Annotated in this window: 13 protein-coding genes; 10 read left to right on the forward strand and 3 right to left on the reverse strand. The window is 54.6% G+C overall.

Annotated elements, in window-relative coordinates:
• Both FF011L_RS07060 and FF011L_RS07065 read left to right on the forward strand, forming a co-directional pair.
• Positions 1–1,287: a DUF1552 domain-containing protein gene (locus FF011L_RS07060; RefSeq protein WP_145350947.1), complete on the forward strand. Its 1,287-nt coding sequence runs from the start codon at positions 1–3 to the stop codon at positions 1,285–1,287.
• A 9-nt stretch (positions 1,288–1,296) separates the two neighbouring features.
• The gene (locus tag FF011L_RS07065) at positions 1,297–2,661 is read left to right on the forward strand and encodes a tetratricopeptide repeat protein (RefSeq protein WP_145350948.1); all 1,365 of its coding nucleotides are present in this window, start codon (positions 1,297–1,299) and stop codon (positions 2,659–2,661) included.
• A 130-nt stretch (positions 2,662–2,791) separates the two neighbouring features.
• Here the strand turns inward: FF011L_RS07065 and FF011L_RS07070 are convergent, their stop codons facing one another.
• Positions 2,792–3,649 (reverse strand): formyltransferase family protein, encoded by an 858-nt coding sequence (locus tag FF011L_RS07070; RefSeq protein WP_145350949.1) that lies wholly within the window; start codon positions 3,647–3,649, stop codon positions 2,792–2,794.
• A gap of 112 nt (positions 3,650–3,761) precedes the next feature.
• Here FF011L_RS07070 and FF011L_RS07075 point away from each other — a divergent pair, with 112 nt between their 5' ends.
• The 3 genes from FF011L_RS07075 to FF011L_RS07085 are packed head-to-tail and all read left to right on the forward strand — an operon-like array spanning position 3,762 to position 6,906.
• Complete coding sequence (locus FF011L_RS07075; RefSeq protein ID WP_145350950.1) at positions 3,762–4,214, forward strand: YkgJ family cysteine cluster protein; 453 nt, start codon at positions 3,762–3,764, stop codon at positions 4,212–4,214.
• A gap of 54 nt (positions 4,215–4,268) precedes the next feature.
• On the forward strand, positions 4,269–5,603 hold the full coding sequence (gene hisS, locus FF011L_RS07080; protein WP_145350951.1) for a histidine--tRNA ligase: 1,335 nt from the start codon (positions 4,269–4,271) through the stop codon (positions 5,601–5,603).
• A 25-nt stretch (positions 5,604–5,628) separates the two neighbouring features.
• A complete protein-coding gene (locus tag FF011L_RS07085) occupies positions 5,629–6,906 on the forward strand; it encodes a hypothetical protein (RefSeq protein WP_145350952.1) in 1,278 nt (425 codons plus the stop codon).
• 129 nt (positions 6,907–7,035) lie between these two features.
• Here the strand turns inward: FF011L_RS07085 and FF011L_RS07090 are convergent, their stop codons facing one another.
• A complete protein-coding gene (locus FF011L_RS07090) occupies positions 7,036–8,712 on the reverse strand; it encodes an aldehyde dehydrogenase family protein (protein ID WP_145350953.1) in 1,677 nt (558 codons plus the stop codon).
• Between the two features lie 660 nt (positions 8,713–9,372).
• Positions 9,373–10,200: a glycosyltransferase family 2 protein gene (locus tag FF011L_RS07095; protein ID WP_246109785.1), complete on the reverse strand. Its 828-nt coding sequence runs from the start codon at positions 10,198–10,200 to the stop codon at positions 9,373–9,375.
• A 289-nt stretch (positions 10,201–10,489) separates the two neighbouring features.
• Here FF011L_RS07095 and FF011L_RS27000 point away from each other — a divergent pair, with 289 nt between their 5' ends.
• The 5 genes from FF011L_RS27000 to FF011L_RS07115 all read left to right on the forward strand — a co-directional run bounded on the left by FF011L_RS27000 (position 10,490) and on the right by FF011L_RS07115 (position 18,951).
• Positions 10,490–10,612 carry a hypothetical protein gene (locus tag FF011L_RS27000; protein WP_261342560.1) on the forward strand — a complete coding sequence of 41 codons (123 nt, stop codon included), beginning with the start codon at positions 10,490–10,492 and terminating at the stop codon, positions 10,610–10,612.
• Between the two features lie 722 nt (positions 10,613–11,334).
• Positions 11,335–14,196 carry a DUF1553 domain-containing protein gene (locus FF011L_RS07100; RefSeq protein ID WP_218933064.1) on the forward strand — a complete coding sequence of 954 codons (2,862 nt, stop codon included), beginning with the start codon at positions 11,335–11,337 and terminating at the stop codon, positions 14,194–14,196.
• Positions 14,197–14,208: 12 nt separating this feature from the next.
• Positions 14,209–15,672, forward strand: coding sequence for a DUF1501 domain-containing protein (locus tag FF011L_RS07105; protein WP_315851703.1), 1,464 nt, complete (start codon positions 14,209–14,211; stop codon positions 15,670–15,672).
• Between the two features lie 49 nt (positions 15,673–15,721).
• On the forward strand, positions 15,722–16,762 hold the full coding sequence (locus FF011L_RS07110) for an extracellular solute-binding protein (protein WP_145350956.1): 1,041 nt from the start codon (positions 15,722–15,724) through the stop codon (positions 16,760–16,762).
• A 260-nt stretch (positions 16,763–17,022) separates the two neighbouring features.
• Positions 17,023–18,951 carry a RecQ family ATP-dependent DNA helicase gene (locus tag FF011L_RS07115; RefSeq protein WP_145350957.1) on the forward strand — a complete coding sequence of 643 codons (1,929 nt, stop codon included), beginning with the start codon at positions 17,023–17,025 and terminating at the stop codon, positions 18,949–18,951.
• The last annotated feature ends 206 nt before the right edge of the window (positions 18,952–19,157 follow it).

The raw sequence follows: 19,157 nt of genomic DNA on the forward strand, positions 1-19,157 counted from the left end.
ATGTCTTTTTTAGCAATGAAGAAATTGCCGCGTCGAACCCTATTGCGTGGTGCAGGGGTATCGGTTGCCGTGCCTTGGCTATCGGCGATGGAAAAGGCAACTGCTGGCGCAAAGGGCTCGGCTCCGTTGGCACCTCAACGATTCGTTTCGATGACGCTCGGTTTGGGATTGTTGGCAAGTGAATTGAACCCCGAGGAAGCGGGACGCGATTACAAGCCTTCGCAGTACTTAAAAAAGATTGATGACATCCGTGACTCCTTTACGGTGATCTCCGGTTCCTCGCACCCCGGTGTGAAAGGGGGCCACCTTGCCGAGGCCAGTTTGCTGACCGCAAACCCTGCCGGTGGGACCGGGGGAGCACGCAATTCGATTTCGATCGATCAGTTGATGGCGAAACATCTTGGAGATGCGACTCGCTACCCTTCGTTGGTGGTTGGTAGTGCGGGCAGCAATAGCCCCTCATACACCGAAAACGGGGCGATGATTCCCGCGGAGACTTCGCCGTCGGCCGTCTTTGCAAAACTGTTCATCGACGATGCCAAAGATGAAAAAGCGCAGCGAGTCCGACGCGTTCGGCATGGACGAAGCATCATGGACTTGGTCGCGTCGGACGCGAAGCAATTGAACAGGCAGTTGGGCGCCGGTGACAAGCGACGATTGGACCAATACTTCTCTAGCGTTCGTGATCTGGAAGTCCGACTGGCAAAATCGGAGGCGTGGGCAAAGCGTCCGAAACCCACGGTCGATCGTAAGCGACCGGTCGATATTGGGAATTCCAATGATTTCATCGGTCGGCAGAAATTGATGAGCGACATGATTCGGTTGGCGTTGCAGACCGATTCGACTCGCTTTATCAGTTACCACCTCGGAGGATCGGGCGGCGTGTTGCCGATCGCCGGAGTCGAAGAGGGATACCATGCCTTAAGCCATCACGGCAAAGACGAAAAGAAGCTAGAGCAGTTGACGTTGATCGAAACGGAAATTGTGGCCACCTGGGGACAGTTTCTGCGTGACCTCGCGTCGGTCGAAGATGCGGAAGGGAATCTGTTGAATAACACTTCGGTGATCCTGACCAGCAATCTCGGCAACGCGTCGAACCACGACACTCGCAATATGCCAGTCCTACTGGGCGGTGGCCGTTTCCGTCATGGTCAGCACTTGGCTTTTGATCAAAAGAATAACTATCCATTGCCCAATCTGTACGTCAGCTTGCTGCAGCGGATGGGGTTGCCAATGGATCAGTTCGCCTCGGGAACCAGCACGATGACCGGTTTGGAAATGACCTAGGAAAAACTGTTGGCAACCATTCGCGAAGTCTTGCAGCACGCTTGGAAACTCCATCAACAGGGGAAACTTGCTGCAGCCGAATCGATATATCGACAGATCCTTGCGCAGGCCCCGGGGAGCGCGGAGGCACATGTCTACTTGGGCATCGCCCTCTTTGACCAGCATCGGTTCGAAGAATCGGTGGCGTCTTACCGAGCCGCATTGAAGATCCAGCCGCAGTTTCCGATCGGTTGGAATAATCTTGGCAATTCTCTGCGGATGTTGAATCAGATCGAGGAAGCGGACGCTTGCTTCGCAACGGCGATTCAGCAGCAACCAGATTACCTCAGTCCCTTTAAGAATCGAGGAACCCTGTGGATCTGGAACGGAGACGTCGAGCGGGGACTGCAGTGGTATGAAAAAGGGTTGCAGTTGTCGCCACAGGAACCGGAACTCCATCGCAATCTAGGAGTGATCTATCTGTTGCTGGGGGACGAGGCGAAGGGCTGGGAGGAATATCGTTGGCGTTGGCAAATGCCCGGCCTGCAACGCCCAGCGTCCGCGGCTCCTTTATGGCAGGGAGAGCCTTTGGAGGGTAAGTCAATCTTTCTATATCCTGAGCAGGGACTGGGGGATGCGATCCATTTCGTCCGTATGGCCAAGCAACTTCGTTCGCTCGGTGCGCGGACCGTGCTGGGGTGCGAATCGAAAATGGTTCCCCTGCTCTCCTCGGCTCCGGGAATTGACCAAGTTTGTCCTAGCGGAATGATCCCCGCAAATGTCGATTTTCAGGCTTCGTTAATTGAAGCTGCCGACCACGTGCGATCGCTCCCAGTGAAACCCGACCCGGCGGTTACGCCCTATTTGTCGGTCAGCGATTCTCTGTTGGAGTACTGGAATCAGAATCTTCCGGCACGATCGAATGAGGCGTCCAAGCGGATCGGGATCTGCTGGCAAGGGAATCCGAACCATCACGCGGATATCTACCGTTCGGTTCCGCTTCAGGAATTTGCTCCCTTGATTGAAAGTTCGAATTGCGATTGGTTCAGCCTGCAGCATGGGGTAGGAAGCGAACAATTGTCGGAGTGCGATTTTGCCGATCGAATTCAACGGCTGCCGGACAGCATCGACCAGACGGGCGGAGCTTTTCTCGATACGGCCGCGATCCTCTGTCAGATGGATCTAGTGATCACGACAGACACTTCCACCGCCCACCTTGCCGGTGCGTTGAACGTGCCGGTCTGGGTGGTTCTGGGAAAAGTTCCCGACTGGCGTTGGGGCCTGAAGGCAGAAACGACGCACTGGTATCCCAGCATGCGACTCTTTCGGCAAACAACCACCGGTGACTGGGGCTCTGTCTTTGCAGCGATTCGGCGTGCGCTCGATGCGATTTGACCGGTGACATCCGCCCTGCCGCATAAATCTTAGCGGAACGGCGCGAGCCGTCCGGCCCTTTTGCGAGCGTTGGTTTCCGGGCCGGAGGGCTCGCGCTCTGCCGCTAGGAGTTTGGCGTCGCTCGTTCTCTTTATCGGGCGACGACTCGATGGAAGTGCAATGCGATTTCGCGGTCGACGACACGGCGGACTCCTTCGGCCAAACAGATTGGTTCGTTTTCGGTTTCGCCTTGAGCAATGATTTGCGGTAGCGGAGTACCTGGATTTACGGAGAAAGTCCGTTGGTTGATGATCTGATTTCCCGCGTCCAGTTCCGGAATGATGAAATGGCATGTCGCCCCGTAGGTCAGCATGCGGACGGCATTGGCGTCGTGGTAGGGACGAAAACCGGGGAAGCCGGGCAATAAGCCGTGGTGCAGGTTGATGATTCGCCCACCGGCAAATTGCCAGCAGGTGCTGGCCGGGAGGACACGCATGTAACGTGCTAGGACGACGTAGTCGACGTCAAATTCATCCAGAGCATCGACCATGGCCGCATCATCGGCCGCCCCTTCGCTGTCGCCGATTAAGCGGAACGGAACGTTGTATTCTTCCGCCAGAGCCTGCAATTTTTTGCGGTTGCTGATCATCACCGAAATCTCGGCGTCGATCCGCCCACTTCGGACGTTTTCCAGGACGGCCCTGGGGGTGTGCGACACATAGGTCCCGCAGAGGGCAATACGGGGTTTTCCTTCTCGTGCATCGCGGCTCCAGACCCGGATCGCTAGCTTTTTATGTTCGCCGATCTGTCGCATCGCCGAGCGAATTTGCTCGTAGGTGGTATGCTGTGGATCAAAATCGGCTCGGCAGAGCATCGCAAATAGCTGCTCTTCATCATGGTCGTCCATTTGGATTTCTGAAATCCGTGCTCCTTGACCGGTCAGATAATGGATGATCGGATCGGCCAGGCCAGCATTGTCGGGGCCAAGTGCGGTGATGACGACTTCCATGGAGTGGTTCAACCCTGTTCGATCGCTGTCGGCTGTGCTAGCCTTCGCAGCGAAACTATAAAGTAAAATCGGATGACTGCGATAAGTTATCGGATTGGGAGCAAACAACACAATGACGATCACGAAACTCCGCCCCGGCGCGGGCAAGCCACGCCGTTCACAGGTCCCAGTGGGGGAAAGCCTGTGTGAACACTGTACGGCCAAATGTTGTCAGTATTTTGCCCTCCCGATCGATGTCCCAGATTCCCGCCGGGATTTTGACTTTATCCGCTGGTATTTGCTGCATGATCGCGCGAGTGTTTTCGTGGACGGAGGGGACTGGTACCTGCTTGTCCACACGACCTGCAAGCACTTGCAGGCCGATAATCGGTGCGGAATCTATGAAACTCGCCCACAAATCTGTCGGGATTACACCACCGACAATTGTGAATATGAGGATGACTGGGTCTACGAAAAGTATTTCGAATCCCCCGAGCAAATTGCAGAATACTGCGACGCTCGCTTTGGCCCCGATTCCGGCCAAGGGTTCCGTAGTCCCAGGCCGACCGCCTTGCCTCTGGCCTAGCCCATTCTCCAACTTCTATTACTTCCCCAATCCACTTACGGCGAATCCGTCGATATGATCACTCCCCGTACGCTGAAAGGTTTTCGCGACTATTTGCCTCAGGTAATGATTCCTCGCGAACAGGCCATGCAAACTGCCCGCACCGTCTTTCGACGTTACGGGTTTGCTCCGATCGATACTCCGGCTTTGGAGTATCTGGAAATCCTGACGGGCAAAGGGAGTGACGAAACCGATCGGCAGCTCTACCGGTTTACCGACCATGGTGGACGTGAAGTGGGACTGCGGTTTGACCTGACCGTTCCGCTGGCTCGGTTTGCCGCCCAGTACATCAACCAATTGGGGACGCCTTTTAAGCGATACCATTTAGCCCCCGTTTGGCGAGGCGAAAACACGCAGGCCGGCCGCTATCGTGAATTTGTGCAGTGCGATTTTGACTGTATTGGCAGCGAGAGTGTTGTTGCCGATATTGAAACCTTGTTGATCATCAATGACTTGATGGAATCACTGGGCTTTGATGGTTTTAAAATTCACATCAACAATCGCCAAATCCTGACCGGGTTGTTGGAAAGCCTTGGCCTTGTTGAACAGTCGGTCCCCATTCTCCGTTCGCTGGACAAACTGGCGAAAATCGGTCCTGAAAAAACAGCGGCCGAAATGGAATCCGCTGCAGGCGTCACCGCCGATCAGGCACTCAAAGTGCTTAAATTGACGGAGTGCACCGGAACCCCTGCCGAAATTTTGGAGCAACTGCCTGCGGTCATTGGCGACGGCCCGACCGCAACCGCTGGAATCTTGCGTTTGCAACAAATCTTCGAGGGCGCGGACGCTGCAGGAGTTCCTGCTAGTCGGCTTCAGTTGGACGTTTCGATCGCGCGAGGCCTGGATTATTATACCGGAGTCATTTTCGAAACCTTCCTTGACGACCTGCCAAAAATCGGCAGCGTTTGTAGTGGCGGTCGCTATGACAACTTGGTTTCGACCTATAGCAAGCAGTCGCTCCCGGGCGTGGGAGCGTCCCTCGGTCTGGATCGTTTGCTGGCCGCGATGGAACAATTGAATCTGCTGCCTGAAGTGAAAACGCCAGCGCCCGTGTTCATCCCCTATTTTGATAAAGACTCTTCTTCCGCCTACATCAAGATGGCGACGCTACTGCGAGCCAGCGGCATCGGCGTTGAATTTTATCCTGAAAGCAGAAAACTGGGGGCGCAATTAAAGTACGCCGACAGCAAGGGCTTTCGGATCGCTTTGATCGCCGGAGGGAATGAACTCTCAAGCGGAGTCTGCCAGGTAAAGGATCTGCAGAATAAAACGGCTGAGGAAGTCGAATACAATGGAGAGGATGCGACCGCCCTGGTGGCTGCGATCCAAACCGTGCTGGGGACTGCGTAACTAAGATTCCCAAGGAGCTCCACCGATGATGAATTCGAAATGTCTGACGTTCATCGTCTGGTGCGTGTCACTTGGTTTCAGTTGTGGCGTGGCGACGGCAGAGGAACTGCGTACATTGCAGGGACGCTGGATAAAAATCGTCACCGATCTTCCGTCCAGCCCGGCAACGGACAGTCTGCCGCAATCGGTCGATGCCGCGGTCCCGCAGTGGATTCGATTTTGGAAACAGCCGGCCAGCTGCGTGGATGGCTGGCAGTTGACGCTCTACTTGATTAAAGATCTGCCAAGGTTTCGTCAGGCGGGCCTGATCCCTCGTAGCCTTCCCGATTTTCCACACGGGTTTCAAAGTGGCAAAGAGGCGTGGGCGATTGTGCAGCCCTCGGACTATTTCACGCGGCACCTTGTTTTGCATGAATCCTTTCACGGGTTTGCCGAGCATGTCTTTGGCGGGACAGGCCCTTCGTGGTTCGCCGAGGGGACGGCTGAGATGATGGCAACCCACACGGGATCGGCCGGCACGATTCGTGTCCCGATTATTCCCGCCAGCCGGGAAGCAGCACCCTACTGGGGACGCTTCAAAATTATCAACCAAAGAAGGGACGAGCATGTCGTTCCTGCGATCGAGACGATTCTTGGGCAACGCAACGCGCTCTACGCCGAAGTCGAACCGTATGTGTGGAGCTGGTCCGCAGCCGTTTTGATGACGATGTATCCGGAATACCGCAGCGCTCTAACCGCCGCTTCAAAGCGTGTAGCGGATCGTTCGCCAGGTTTCGCGTCGGCCTTTCGCGGGGACCTTGAATCGGAATGGCCCGCGCTCCGCACCCGCTGGCAATTGCTGATGGAGGACTTTGATTATGGTTACGACATCGCACGAAATCGAGCCGACTGGAAGACGCCCGATCTAGACTGGACGGGAAGCGTTCGGACGATGAAAGTCGCCGCGAACCGTGGTTGGCATTCTGCCGGAGTGAAGATTCCTGCAGGGGCGGAAATTCAAGTCAAAGCTACCGGCCGGTACTCGCTAGGAAATCAGCCACGCCCCTGGATCTGCGAACCGCCAGGCGTCACCGTTCGCTACCACCGCGGCCACCCGCTGGGAATGGTCTTGGCTGCGTTGGTTCCGATCGCCGACGGTGAGAATGGAGTCGTTCGACCACTGCAAGTCGAGAAAGTCGGAAGCCGGGCAAGCATTGTCGCCAAGCAAGATAGTTGGCTCTATTTCCGAATCGGCGACGATCCCAGCGAACTTGCAGACAATCAGGGCGAGGCAACCGTTCAGTTCGTCCAGCCGGCGCCGTAGCAAAGCCGTAGCATTAATTGACGTAGTGGACGAGGCAACGAGTCCTGCAATGCGGGACTCGTTGCCTCGTCCACTACATAAGTGATGCACTTCATCTCCCTTCCTGGAGCCTTGGCTCGAGCGGAAGGCTTATCCGGTAAACGAGCTGAGGGAAAGCTTTGGGAGTTTGAGCAGCGAGGGAGATCGGTAGAGGTCGAACAGATCCCAAGTGACTCGTTCTGGATGGCGGTGAGTTGAATTCCAGATCGGTTTTGGTTTGGTTTGAAGCGGCCCACGCAAGATGGTTTTCTGAGGCCGGTCCAGCAAATAAGTGTTGTGCACAAAACCGATTCCGCTTTGTGCATCTTGCAGATTGGAACTTGGGTACCCGCCCCATGGCGGTGACATTAACGCGAACGATAACGCCGTCCATTGATTGATCCCAATCGTGCCAAATCGAAGCTTTTGCAACGCGGCATCCAAGGCATCCGCATGCGATTGTTGGAAGGCATCGGTCACGGTCAAACTGGCCGCTAAGGTTCCCCATATTTGGTCGTTCATGACGTCGACGGATTGTTGCAGAAAACTAAGTTCGGAATCGGCATCCAGCACCAGTTCCGCACAGACCGGAGTGAACGATTCCTCTTGCAACAGATAGGGAGCCTCCTGCGGATTGATATCCTTGAGAAGGGTCCAGGGGAGCTGTTCGGTATTCTTGACTTCACTGCCGGTAAACTTCACAAATCGTTCCGCGGCGCCAGGGTAGTAGGCATACCGTTGGGGAATTGAATGAAGTAAATCGTCAAGCAGTTGATGAAATTGCGATCGTTGCGGCCAGTTGCGGGAGGTAAGGATGACCTTCGTGCCAATGCAGTTGAACGAAACGTTATTCGTGATCGAAGTTGCGATCAGTTCGACTTGCGAGCGTAGTTCCGCGTCCGTGTATCGTCCCGGCAGCACTGCCCATGGTGAGACGTTACCGAGTTCGCTTGTGATTGTTTTGTTCAACACTGGGCGATTTTCGCGCCGCCGTTGCTCGCGATCCTCACCGGTTCCCCAGACAATGTTGTCGTGTGAGGCAATCGATCCGGTGATATGCACGCTGTTCGTTTGCGAATTTTCGATCAGGTCTCTTCCTGCATCGACTGCACCGTAGACCAATTGAAGCAGATTGGCTTGGAATAAGGGAGTCAGTCCTTTTTCGAAGATCGGACCAAGGTACTCGTTGACCGGATTCATCTTGAGGGCAACGACATTGTCTTCGATAAAGATTTTGGTTAACGCATCGGTAGCCGGAATCGACGACACGTTGCCAGCGCCCAGGACGGCCACGATTTGTGGATCACGTTTCTCGCCAAAGAGTTTAGCAGTGCTTGCGGAAGTTACGGCGTCTGCTTGAACGTCAGGATGCAGCCACGTTTCGGCGGTCATTGGGCGAAAGAGTAGCGAATCGTACAGGAGCGGCGTCGGGAAGACTTGGATTCGACATTGATCGGCAACACGGTGAACCGTGCCGGGCAATCGAGGGGCCCCGTATCGTTCGAAATCTTTGTACGTTTGAGCGACTAGTTGCAGGAACCGCACGGTTGCCAATGGACCCGCGGTGACTTCTTCCGTTCGGGCGGGACTGGTGCGGGGAATTTGTTTGGCATCGCAGGCAGCTTCGACCCATTCGCGTGCGACGCTGCCAATCCCCTCAATACACTGTTCGATCAAACCTATTCGGTCTCGAATCGACATGGTGGTCAATATCTTCGCACCGCTTGCCAGTCGAGTCAGTGATTCGTCGATTTCCGCGGTGCTTGAGGGAGCGTGTGCGATCGGCAATTCAAATTCCTTTAGCGCTGCGAACCTCAGTCCAAACCGAAAACGAAATTTCGCAAGAGATTCGTAATGTGCATTTTGGGATGCGCGGTAACGTTACGTCGCAACGTCATTGTACCGCGTGCAACCGATGCCGTGACGGCATGAATACAAAGCGTATGAAGAAGCTACTTCTTAGTGGAACGGCGCAAGCCGTCCGGCCCTTTTGCGAAGAAGTGGTTCCTGGGCCGGAGGGCTCGCGCCCTGCCGCTAGGAATTTGGGGCACGCATTCTCTTAGCGGAACGGCGCAAGCCGTCCGGCCTTTTTGCGAAGAAGTGATTCCTGGGCCGGAGGACGCGCGCCCTGCCGCTAGGAATTTGGAGGCACGCATTCTCTTAGCGGAACGGCGCAAGCCGTCCGGCCCTTTTGCGAAGAAGTGGTTCCTGGGCCGGAGGGCTCGCGCCCTGCCGCTAGGAATTTGGGGCACGCATTCTCTTAGCGGAACGGCGCAAGCCGTCCGGCCCTTTTGCGAAGAAGTGGTTCCTGGGCCGGAGGACGCGCGCCCTGCCGCTAGGAATTTGGAGGCACCCATTCTTTTAGCGGAACGGCGCAAGCCGTCCGGCCTTTTTGCGAAGAAGAAGTTGCCGGGCCGCCATGCTATTCAACTGCACAGACCGGTACGTTTACCCGCGTCGCAAGAGGCCGTAATAAAAAATGCACCAGATCGCTCGGACTCCATCTTTCCAGCCGATCTTCTTGCCTTCGTCATACCAACGCGGACGGTAGCGGATGCTTCTTTCGGCGAAACGTAGTTGGAGTCTTGAGAGGTAGGCCGTTGCTTCGATTTCGATACCAAATCGATTCTCTCGAAGCCTCGGTGCAATTTGTTGCCACGCGTCACGGCGAGCCATTTTGTAACAGGTTTCGACGTCGCTTAGTTTCAAACCGATGGCCATGTTCATCAACCGTGTGATGACTCCATTGCCCGTTTGATGCCACCATCCCGATACCTGTTTGTCGACGCCTCCATAACGCGACCCGTAAACCACGTCCGCTTCGTCCGCAACCAATGGTTGCAACAGTCGTCGAAAGTCTTCCGGATCATACTCTAAGTCGGCATCTTGAATCACGACGTAGACGCCCGTGGCGGCTTGCAAACCGGTTCGCACGGCGGCACCTTTGCCACGGTTCTTGGCGTGATGGATCACACGAGCCAAGCCTTCGCCTGCCAATCGATCCAAGACATCCGCACTCCCGTCTTCACTGCCGTCGTCGACGAGAATGATTTCAAGTGGCAAGCCCGTTTGGTTCAAGCGTGAAACAACCGCAGCGATCGTTTCCGCCTCGTTGTAAACGGGAACGATTACCGAAAGTATGAATCCATCGGGCAGCGCAAAGATGCCAAGTTCACGGCAAACCGCAGGCCCCAGTAAGTTCTGGCATTGTTGGACGTAGGCATCGCTCCACTGAACCGTTGGATCGGTAGCGGCAGTCAGAGGTAGATGCGTCATTTCCAATTCAGGAGTGTACGAGTCAATTGCCATTTACCAATGATAAGCCAGATCAGGGGAATGCAACGCGGACTCGCGGTTCAATTCGGAGTCGATCACAAGATGGCAGAGGCCACCGAGTGGCATTGTAGACCATCATTGTGCAGGTTGCGGAGGCGTTGTCTTTGTTACGAAGTCGATAGCATTGAAGTTTCCGTAGACGTTAAAAAACTTTTCTTGCTCAACAACTCCAGGAATCATTAGTTAAAGTTCGTCACCTGTCAAAAAATGCGAGATCGAATTTGTCAAAATGCTTGACAAATCTTTCTCTCGCGGCAGAATCACGCAGGTTGTCACCGCCGTTCGTGCTTTGCCCCCCCATCGCATTGAACACATTTCCGATCATCCGTTAATGCCAGGACGCATGGGATAATTGTCGAGATGAGGAGACAACGGATCCGTGCGTCTTTGGCAGGAAGCCAAAGTCGCCGGTTTTTCTTTCTTGCATTCTGCAGATTTCACCACGCGGCTACCTGCTCCGCCAGTTCGGTTTAACGGTTCGGTTCGACGGTTCGGTTCGACGGTCGATGTAAGCGACACCAAAGTACTTTGTGATTGGGGAAGCGGTGTGTGTACTGGATGTTGCGGCGCGTCATGCGTTGTGATCGCTGCCATGAAATGGGTAACCCGACGTGAACGAGGCGCAGTCCCTTCTGCCTTGCCCGTGCGGTGTGTCTTGCAAAGCGACAGTGCAGGCTGCGCGTGTCGTTGGTCAACGCAGATAAGCCGTTAACATGGCACCAAAGTGAATAACGGTCTGCGTCGTCTGAGTTTCTGGTCTTGCTGGCTACTTTTTCGGTACCACCTGTGGGTGAAAGTCGTGTACGATGGGGGCACACCTGTTCCCGCCAAGTCGCCGCTATGGGCGTCAGGCCTCCCTTCAGTTGAAGGGTAGGTCCTCGAACCTGCCGTCCGGTTTAGGTTCGAACGCTTTAAAACGCTTTCATTCGACCGAGTTTCGCGATGTTCTTTCCATCCGCTCCGTTTCGAACCTCTTTGGGTTGCATTACTTTTGCCTTGAACGCAGCTTGGATTGTGGCTTGTTCCAGCCCAGTCGTTGCAGCGGACAAATCTGAGCGCTCGTCGGCTGTGGGGATGGAGATCTTTGAAAGTAAGATTCGTCCAGCATTGATTGAACATTGCATCCGATGCCACGGCGCCGAAAAGCAACAAGGGGGGCTTCGTTTGGACGCCGCGGAAGGATGGAAGGAAGGAGGCGATACCGGGGAAGCGATTGTTGCCGGGATGCCCGCTGCAAGTCTGTTGCTGACCGCAATCGAATACGAAGATTCCGGGCTTGAAATGCCTCCCAAAGGAATTCTACCGAAAGAGACGATCGAAGCTTTTCGCGAATGGATCCGCTTAGGAGCCCCCGACCCTCGAACAGTGAATGCTAGTGAAGGCGACGGCGATAACCGCAATGAGAAAACAGGCCCGCCCAGCGTGGAAGAGGGACGGCAGTTTTGGGCCTTCCAGCCACTGCGTCATCCGGAAGTGCCTGCTGATGATTCGGACCAATGGTCTGCGACCCCAATCGACCGGTTCATCCGCCGAGGGCATCTTGCTGCAGGAATCCAGCCGGTACCGGATGCTTCGCGTGAGGCCCTGTTGCGACGCGTTAGCTTTGATCTGACGGGCTTGCCACCTTCGGCAGTAGAAGTCGAACAGTTCTTGCAGGATGAATCGCCGGATGCCTATGGCAACTTGGTGGACCGTTTGCTGAATTCGAAAGCTTATGGGGAACGCTGGGGACGGAACTGGCTAGGAGTCGTCCGGTATGCTGAATCAAGTGGAGGGGGACGGACGCTGTTGTTTCCCGACGCTTGGCGGTATCGCGATTATGTGATCGACGCATTTAACGATGACATGCCATACGACCAATTTGTCAAAGAGCAAATTGCCGGAGACCTGCTGCCAGCGGAGAATTGGCAAGACCGGCGTCGTCAATTGATTGCGACGGCATTCTTGCTTCTCGGACCGACGAACTACGAACGGCAAGATAAAGATGTCCTGGAAATGGATGTCGTCGATGAGCAGTTGGACACGCTTGGAAAAAGCATGTTGGGAATGACGATCGGCTGTGCACGCTGCCATGATCATAAGTTTGATCCGATTCCCATGAAGGATTACTACGCGATGGCGGGGATCCTCAAAAGCACAAAAGCGATGATCCATTCCAATGTCTCGCAGTGGAATAAGGTCACCCTTCCTGTTTCCCCCGAAGAAGAAGCTGAAATCTCGGTCCAGCAGAAAAAACTGGATGAAGCGATCAAAGTATTAACTCAGATCGACAAACAGATCGCTGAGGCGAAGGTCGCCCTGGTCGCCGCGGGAGGGACGCTTGAGGAGGAGAACGCTCCGCGAAAAAACCGCAGCTTTTCTCCTGACGAGCTGACCGGATTGGTTGTGGATAATCTGCAAGCTGAATTGATAGGCGAATGGATGGAATCGGCACACATCAAATATTTTGTCGGTGAGAATTATGTCCACGACCAAAATGACGCGTTCGGCGAAAAACGTATCCGCTTTCGCCCTGAGTTAAAACAAGCTGGCGAATACGAAGTCCGAATCGCGTATAACTCCGATTCAGGACGCACGAGGAAAGCTCAGGTGGAAATCGAACACCAAGGGGGCAAGACGCTGATTGAGGTCAACCAACGGAAAACGCCTGAGATCGATGGAGTCCTGCATTCGCTTGGACGTTATTCATTTGATCCTGCGGATGGTCCCTCGGTCACGCTTTGGAATCATGCCAAAGGTGGTGGGGTCTTGATTGGGGATGCGGTGGTCTTTGTTCCTGTTTCACAGGAGGAGCAGGTTGCGGAACAGGAAGCCGTTGAAGTTCCTGCCAGCGAAGCCCTGGTGATGGCGAGGAAGAAATTGACGGAACTGGATGCCGCCCTTAAAAGGCAGCGTTCGGCTGTGGATGCCCTCAAGGCACATTTGCCACGACGCCCCGTTGCGATGGCCGCCGTCGATGGGGAGGACGCTGGCGATATTCATCTAGCGATTCGAGGCGTCGTTCACAATCAGGGGGCGTTGACCCCGCGCGGTGTGATGCAGGTCGCTTCCGATCAGCCTTGCCCCGAAATCCCCAAGGGACAAAGTGGGCGAGTCGAATTGGCTGAATGGATTGGCGATCCGCAAAATCCTTTGACGGCGAGGGTTATGGTAAACCGAATTTGGGGATGGTTGTTCGGAGATGGGATCGTATCAACGGTTGATAACTTTGGCAGCATGGGGCAGTTGCCCACCGATCCGGAACTTCTTGACTATTTGGCGAGCGAATTCATTTCCGAAGGTTGGTCGGTCAAACAGTTGGTCCGGCAAATGGTAATGTCTCGAGTCTACCGACTGGGAACTGCACGCAGTGCAGACCAGCTTGCAATTGATCCAGATAATCGGTTGCACTGGAGGATGGATCGCAAGCGACTGCGTGCTGGCGACATTCGCGATGCTTTGTTGGCTGTCAGCGGGCAGTTGGATTTGACTTATGGCGGCAAAAATATGAAACCAGGCACGTCTTCCGAATATGGGTATCGATTCGAAAGTCCGCGACGCAGCGTTTATGTACCGGTCTTTCGCAATACTCTTCCGGAGATGTTCGAGGTCTTCGATTTCCCCGATCCAAACATTCAGACGGGGGCTCGCAACGAAAGCACAATCGCCTCTCAAGCGTTGTTGTTAATGAACCATCCGTTTGTAATTGAGCAATCACGTTTGGCGGCTGAAAACCTGTTGCAGTCGGGACCTTCGGCAACCGAGCAACGTATCGATCAAGCGTTTCGGCAAGTCCTCGGACGTTCCCCAAGCGATGCGGAGATGTTATTGATGGGCGAACCGCTTGTCGACGCAATCGATGGGGAACAAGCCAGCGACGATGAAAAGAGTCTTGATCGTTGGACAAGTTTGTACCATTTGCTTTTCCAGAGTGTCGATTTTCGATATCTCCAGTAGCCCCAGGGAACCATGATGCTGACGAACTCGCTATCCCGACGTCACGCCTTGAAATCACTCGGCTGTGGATTTGGATTCCTGTCGGCCGCCGCATTGGCCAACCAGCAAGCTCAAGCCAATCCCGAGGCTTTGGCAAAACTGCAGGCAGGCGGCGGACCGCTGAATCCGCTTGCCCCTCAGTTGCCTCATTTTGCCGCGCGTGCCAAGCGAGTGATCTTTGTTTTTATGCAGGGTGGGCCCAGCCATGTCGATACGTTCGACTACAAACCTCTTTTGGAAAAGAAGGACGGCGAATCGCATGTGTTTGACGATGCCAGAGTCCTCGCCAAAACAAAAAAGATAACCAAACATCGTGTCTTTCGGTCTCCTTGGAAATTCAAACAGCACGGGGAATGTGGGCAGTCGGTGTCTGAGTTGTTTCCCGAAATCGCAAAGCACGTGGATGACCTTTGCTTCTTAAAGGGGATGCATACCGACGGGGTTGCCCATGGTCCTTCAACATTGTTTCTGCATACGGGATCGATTAACTTGATCCGCCCATCTGTCGGGTCATGGGTGCTGTATGGTCTGGGAAGTGAAAACGAAAACCTGCCGGGGTTTGTGACCATCCAGCCCTCGATGGGCAATGGTGGCCCGCGAAACTACAGCAACGCCTTTTTGCCCGCGCATCTGCAAGGGACGGCTGTGGGCCGAGCCGGCGTTTCCGCCGAACAAGCGAAGATCCGGAACCTGCAAAATCATATTCTTGCGGCGGACGATCAGCGTCAGCAATTTGAACAACTGAGGCAACTAAATCGCCTGCAGTTAGCCGGCCAGCCAGGGGCGGATGAACTGGATGCGGTTATTCAGTCCTACGAGCTGGCTTGGCGGATGCAGCAAAATGCTCCGGACACGCTGGACATTTCACAGGAACCCGAACATGTTCAGAAAATGTACGGGATCGGCGAAAAGGGAACCGACGATTTTGGCCGGCAATGTCTGATGGCCAGGCGGATGGCGGAAGCGGGAGTCCGTTACATCCAGGTCAATTATGGAGACAACACCAACAACCCTCGGTGGGATCAGCACTCCAATATCGAACGGCATCAGACCCATGCCTTTAATACCGATAAACCGGTCGCAGGCCTGCTTGCTGACTTGAAACAACGGGGGCTGCTTGAAGACACTTTGGTCTGGTGGGGTGGCGAATTTGGGCGTACCCCGTATGCTCAAGCTAATGGAACAGGGCGTGACCATAATCCCTATGGATTTACGATCTTTCTGGCTGGTGGCGGCGTCAAAGCTGGCTTTAGTCATGGGCAGACCGATCCGTTTGGGCATCATGCGATCCAGGGAAAGGTGCACATGCACGATTGGCACGCCACGCTGTTGCATTTATTAGGAATGGACCATGAACGCCTGACCTATATGCACAACGGTCGCCCCTTCCGTTTGACCGATGTGCATGGGGAAGTCGTTCACGAAATCTTGGCTTGATCGAATCGCGCGGTAGACCGCATTGCGATTCGCGTAGGAGTGAACCGCTATGTTGAGTCGACGTGCTTTTTGGGGATGTTGCATCTTTTCGGCAGTCATGGTCTTTGGCTGTGTACCCAAACCTGCCGGGGAGGTCGTTGTTTACAGTGCCCTCGATCGTGAATTCGCTGCGCCTATTCTTAGTGCGTTTCATCGCGAAACGGATAAGCAGATCACCCCCGTTCCTAAGTATGACGTGGAATCGACCAAGACCATTGGGTTGGTCAATCGGATCCTGGCCGAGCAGGAGGCGCCTGTCTGCGATCTGTTCTGGAACAATGAAATCCTGCATACCGTACGCTTGCAAAAAAAAGGATTGTTGCAGCCTCATGACTGGAAAGTCGGTTCCGATTGGCCTCCTTCGATGCAGGCAAGCGACAAAACCTGGTGCGGTTTTGCGGCTCGTGGCAGAGTCTTGATCGTCAATACCGACCTGCTTCCCGATGAATCCGAGTGGCCCAATTCGGTTTCAGAATTGGCCGATCCGAAGTGGAAAGACCGATGTGCGATCGCTCGACCTCTTTTCGGGACGACCGCAACACATGCCGCGATCCTTGACGTTTCGATGGGAACTGAAGCGGCGGCCGAGTTCTTCAAAAAGGTCGCTGCAAACGCCTATGTCCTTTCTGGAAATAAGCAGGTGGCACTAGGGGTTGCAGGGGGGCAGATGGCATGGGGCCTGACCGATACCGACGACGCGATCATCGAACGGGATGCGGGAATGCCGGTCGCTATTGTTTTTCCCGACCAACAGCCGGGGCAGCCGGGAGCATTGCGAATTCCCAATACGCTTGCGATTCTAAAAAATGCTCCTCATCCTGTGGCTGCCGCTAAGTTGGCCGATTATTTAATGCAGGCCAAAACCGAAGATCGTTTGGCCATGGGATTAAGTGCCCAAATTCCGGTATCCAAGGAGGCGGAGGTCCGCCCCCACGTGTTGCCCGACCGTCCTGTTCGCTGGATGGAGGTCGACTTCGAATCCGCTGCCGATCGTTGGGAAGGTCTTGCTCCGCAGTTGGAAGTTATCTTTACTTCCGTCGACGAACTATAGTCGCGATCGCCGCAGCCGGGATTCCCTTTTCCCGCCGGCCAGATGTCCGCGTTTTGAATGTCGTTTTGTTCGGCCTAGCTGATGGAAAAGACTTTTGTCACAATTGGGGATTGGGGCAGGTCGGATATCCGGTAACCAGGGCAGGAACCGAAAATTTGAAATAGCCTGCGGACCCGTTGGTTCGGGGGTCTTGTCCTCGCTGCTGCAGTGGATCGAAACGTCCATTTCGGGCGCAACACTCGAACGAAAAAGGGGTAGCAATGAAGACTTCAGAATCGCTTGACGGTGCGCGGTCGGTGCTCCGTGATCGCTTTGGACTCTCGGATTTTAAACCGGGACAACAGAAGGTTATCGAATCTTTGCTTGCGGGAAGGAGTGCGGCGGCCGTCTTCCCGACGGGAGGAGGAAAATCACTTTGCTATCAACTGCCAAGCCAGTTGTTTCCGGACACCACCGTGGTTGTCTCTCCTTTGATCGCCTTGATGAAGGACCAATGTGACGCCCTGCAGGCCCGAGGCATCTCGGCAGCACGATTGGATTCATCGTTGTCCCAGGAGGAATGGCGGCAGACGATGGAAGGGATTCGCAGCGGGCAAACGAAGATCCTTTATGTTGCACCGGAGCGGTTTTTCAACGAGCGATTTCGCGCCACATTGGAAACGCTTAAAATTTCTTTGTTCGCAATCGACGAAGCCCACTGCATTAGTCAGTGGGGGCATAATTTCCGTCCCGATTATCTGAAATTGGCGGAACTGACGAAGGAAATGGAGATCCCGCTGGTCTTGGCATTGACGGCGACCGCGACTCCGGAGGTGCTGTCTGATATCCAAAACGCGTTTGAAATCAAAGACGTGGATGCCGTTCGAACGCCGTTCTATCGTCCAAATTTACAATTGCGAAGCAACGTGCTGCCTAGCGAACAGCATTACCCTGTGTTGTTGGAACGGATTCGCGGGCGCGAACGAGGCCCGACGTTGGTCTATGTCACCGTGCAAAAGGCGGCTGAGGAGATCGCTGAGAAACTAAGCCAAGATGGATTGAATGCGACGGCGTACCACGCGGGGATGGATACCGCCGATCGGACGCGTATTCAACAACAGTTTCTTGAGTCCGACGATGGAATCGTTGTCGCCACGATCGCCTTTGGGATGGGGATCGACAAAGCGAACATCCGTTATGTCTACCATTACAATCCGTCTAAGTCACTGGAAGCATATGCCCAGGAGATTGGCCGGGCAGGACGCGACGGTAGTGATTCGATCTGCGAAATGTTGCTGGTGCCAGAGGACCGGATCGTTTTGGAGAATTTCACCTATGGCGATATCCCGACCGCCGGTGCGGTACGAATGCTGTTCGAACGGATCGCAGGGCAGTCCGAATCCTTTTTCATTAGCCACTACAAACTTTCCGCTGAAACCGATGTCCGGATGTTGGTCCTGCGAACCTTGCTGACCTATCTGGAACTGGATGGTTACCTCAAAGGAACATCGCCCCGATACGATTCTTACGAATTCCGTCCCAAGGTGACGTCCAAGTCGATCTTGGCTCATTTTGAGGGAGAGAAAAGGGAGTTTATCACCGGGATTCTGGCTTCAAGTGTCAAACGTAAGACATGGTTCGGTTTGCCTCTGGCGGTGACAGCACGGCGATTGAAGACCGATCGCGCCCGGATTGTCAAAGCGGTCGATTTTATGGCCGAACGCGGGTGGATGGAGGTCCGCGTTTCTGATTTGGTCCATGGATATAGCAAGTTGAAACCGATCGAAGATCCCGAAGCGCTTGCGGATCGCTACTACGAACGTTTGCAGCAGCGGGAGGAAAGTGAAATTGGTCGGTTGGGTCAAGTGCTGGACCTTGCTACCGCTCAGGTTTGCCAGGCGCGAACGCTTTCAGAGCATTTTGGAGAAACGCTAGAGGAGGATTGTGGCCGCTGTTCTGCGTGTCTGGGGGAAGGTCCGTTAGCGCTGCCCGTCTCCCAGGCACAGGGAATCGGCAGCAGCGCTTCCGACGCGATTGCCAGGATTGTTGATGAACATCCCGATTTGCTTTCCGATCCTCGCGCCCAGGCTCGGTTCCTCTGTGGCCTTAGTTCACCCAAATTTGTTTCGAAGCGACTGACCAGAGACCCACACTACGGCGTCTGTAACCATGTGCCGTTCGCACGGGTGCTTGAGGCCCTGCGGCAATAGATTTAGATGGTGCTGGCGATTCGGTTCCGTTTTTTGTGGCCGTTTTTCGGGATAGGGAACCGTCCGGACGCGGAGACCCGCTTACCCAGTCATGCGAAACGGAATTATCGTTTCCACTGGACCGGGTGGGAGGTTGTGCCGATAAGGAAGGTTAGAGAAGCAGCGTGGCTGGTTCTCTTGGTTTTACCTTTCGATCCTCTCCGTTT

The organism is Roseimaritima multifibrata (genome assembly GCF_007741495.1).
Classification (GTDB): Bacteria; Planctomycetota; Planctomycetia; order Pirellulales; family Pirellulaceae; genus Roseimaritima; species Roseimaritima multifibrata.

Bases quoted from the DNA above. Each gene is read 5' to 3' on its own strand.
- FF011L_RS07060 (WP_145350947.1), top strand. From the start codon at position 1: ATGTCTTTTTTAGCAATGAAGAAATTGCCGCGTCGAACCCTATTGCGT.
- FF011L_RS07070 (WP_145350949.1), bottom strand. From the start codon at position 3,649: ATGGAAGTCGTCATCACCGCACTTGGCCCCGACAATGCTGGCCTGGCC.
- FF011L_RS07075 (WP_145350950.1), top strand. From the start codon at position 3,762: ATGACGATCACGAAACTCCGCCCCGGCGCGGGCAAGCCACGCCGTTCA.
- hisS (WP_145350951.1), top strand. From the start codon at position 4,269: ATGATCACTCCCCGTACGCTGAAAGGTTTTCGCGACTATTTGCCTCAG.
- FF011L_RS07085 (WP_145350952.1), top strand. From the start codon at position 5,629: ATGATGAATTCGAAATGTCTGACGTTCATCGTCTGGTGCGTGTCACTT.
- FF011L_RS07095 (WP_246109785.1), bottom strand. From the start codon at position 10,200: ATGACGCATCTACCTCTGACTGCCGCTACCGATCCAACGGTTCAGTGG.
- FF011L_RS27000 (WP_261342560.1), top strand. From the start codon at position 10,490: ATGCTTGACAAATCTTTCTCTCGCGGCAGAATCACGCAGGTTGTCACC.
- FF011L_RS07100 (WP_218933064.1), top strand. From the start codon at position 11,335: ATGGAGATCTTTGAAAGTAAGATTCGTCCAGCATTGATTGAACATTGC.
- FF011L_RS07105 (WP_315851703.1), top strand. From the start codon at position 14,209: ATGATGCTGACGAACTCGCTATCCCGACGTCACGCCTTGAAATCACTC.
- FF011L_RS07110 (WP_145350956.1), top strand. From the start codon at position 15,722: ATGTTGAGTCGACGTGCTTTTTGGGGATGTTGCATCTTTTCGGCAGTC.
- FF011L_RS07115 (WP_145350957.1), top strand. From the start codon at position 17,023: ATGAAGACTTCAGAATCGCTTGACGGTGCGCGGTCGGTGCTCCGTGAT.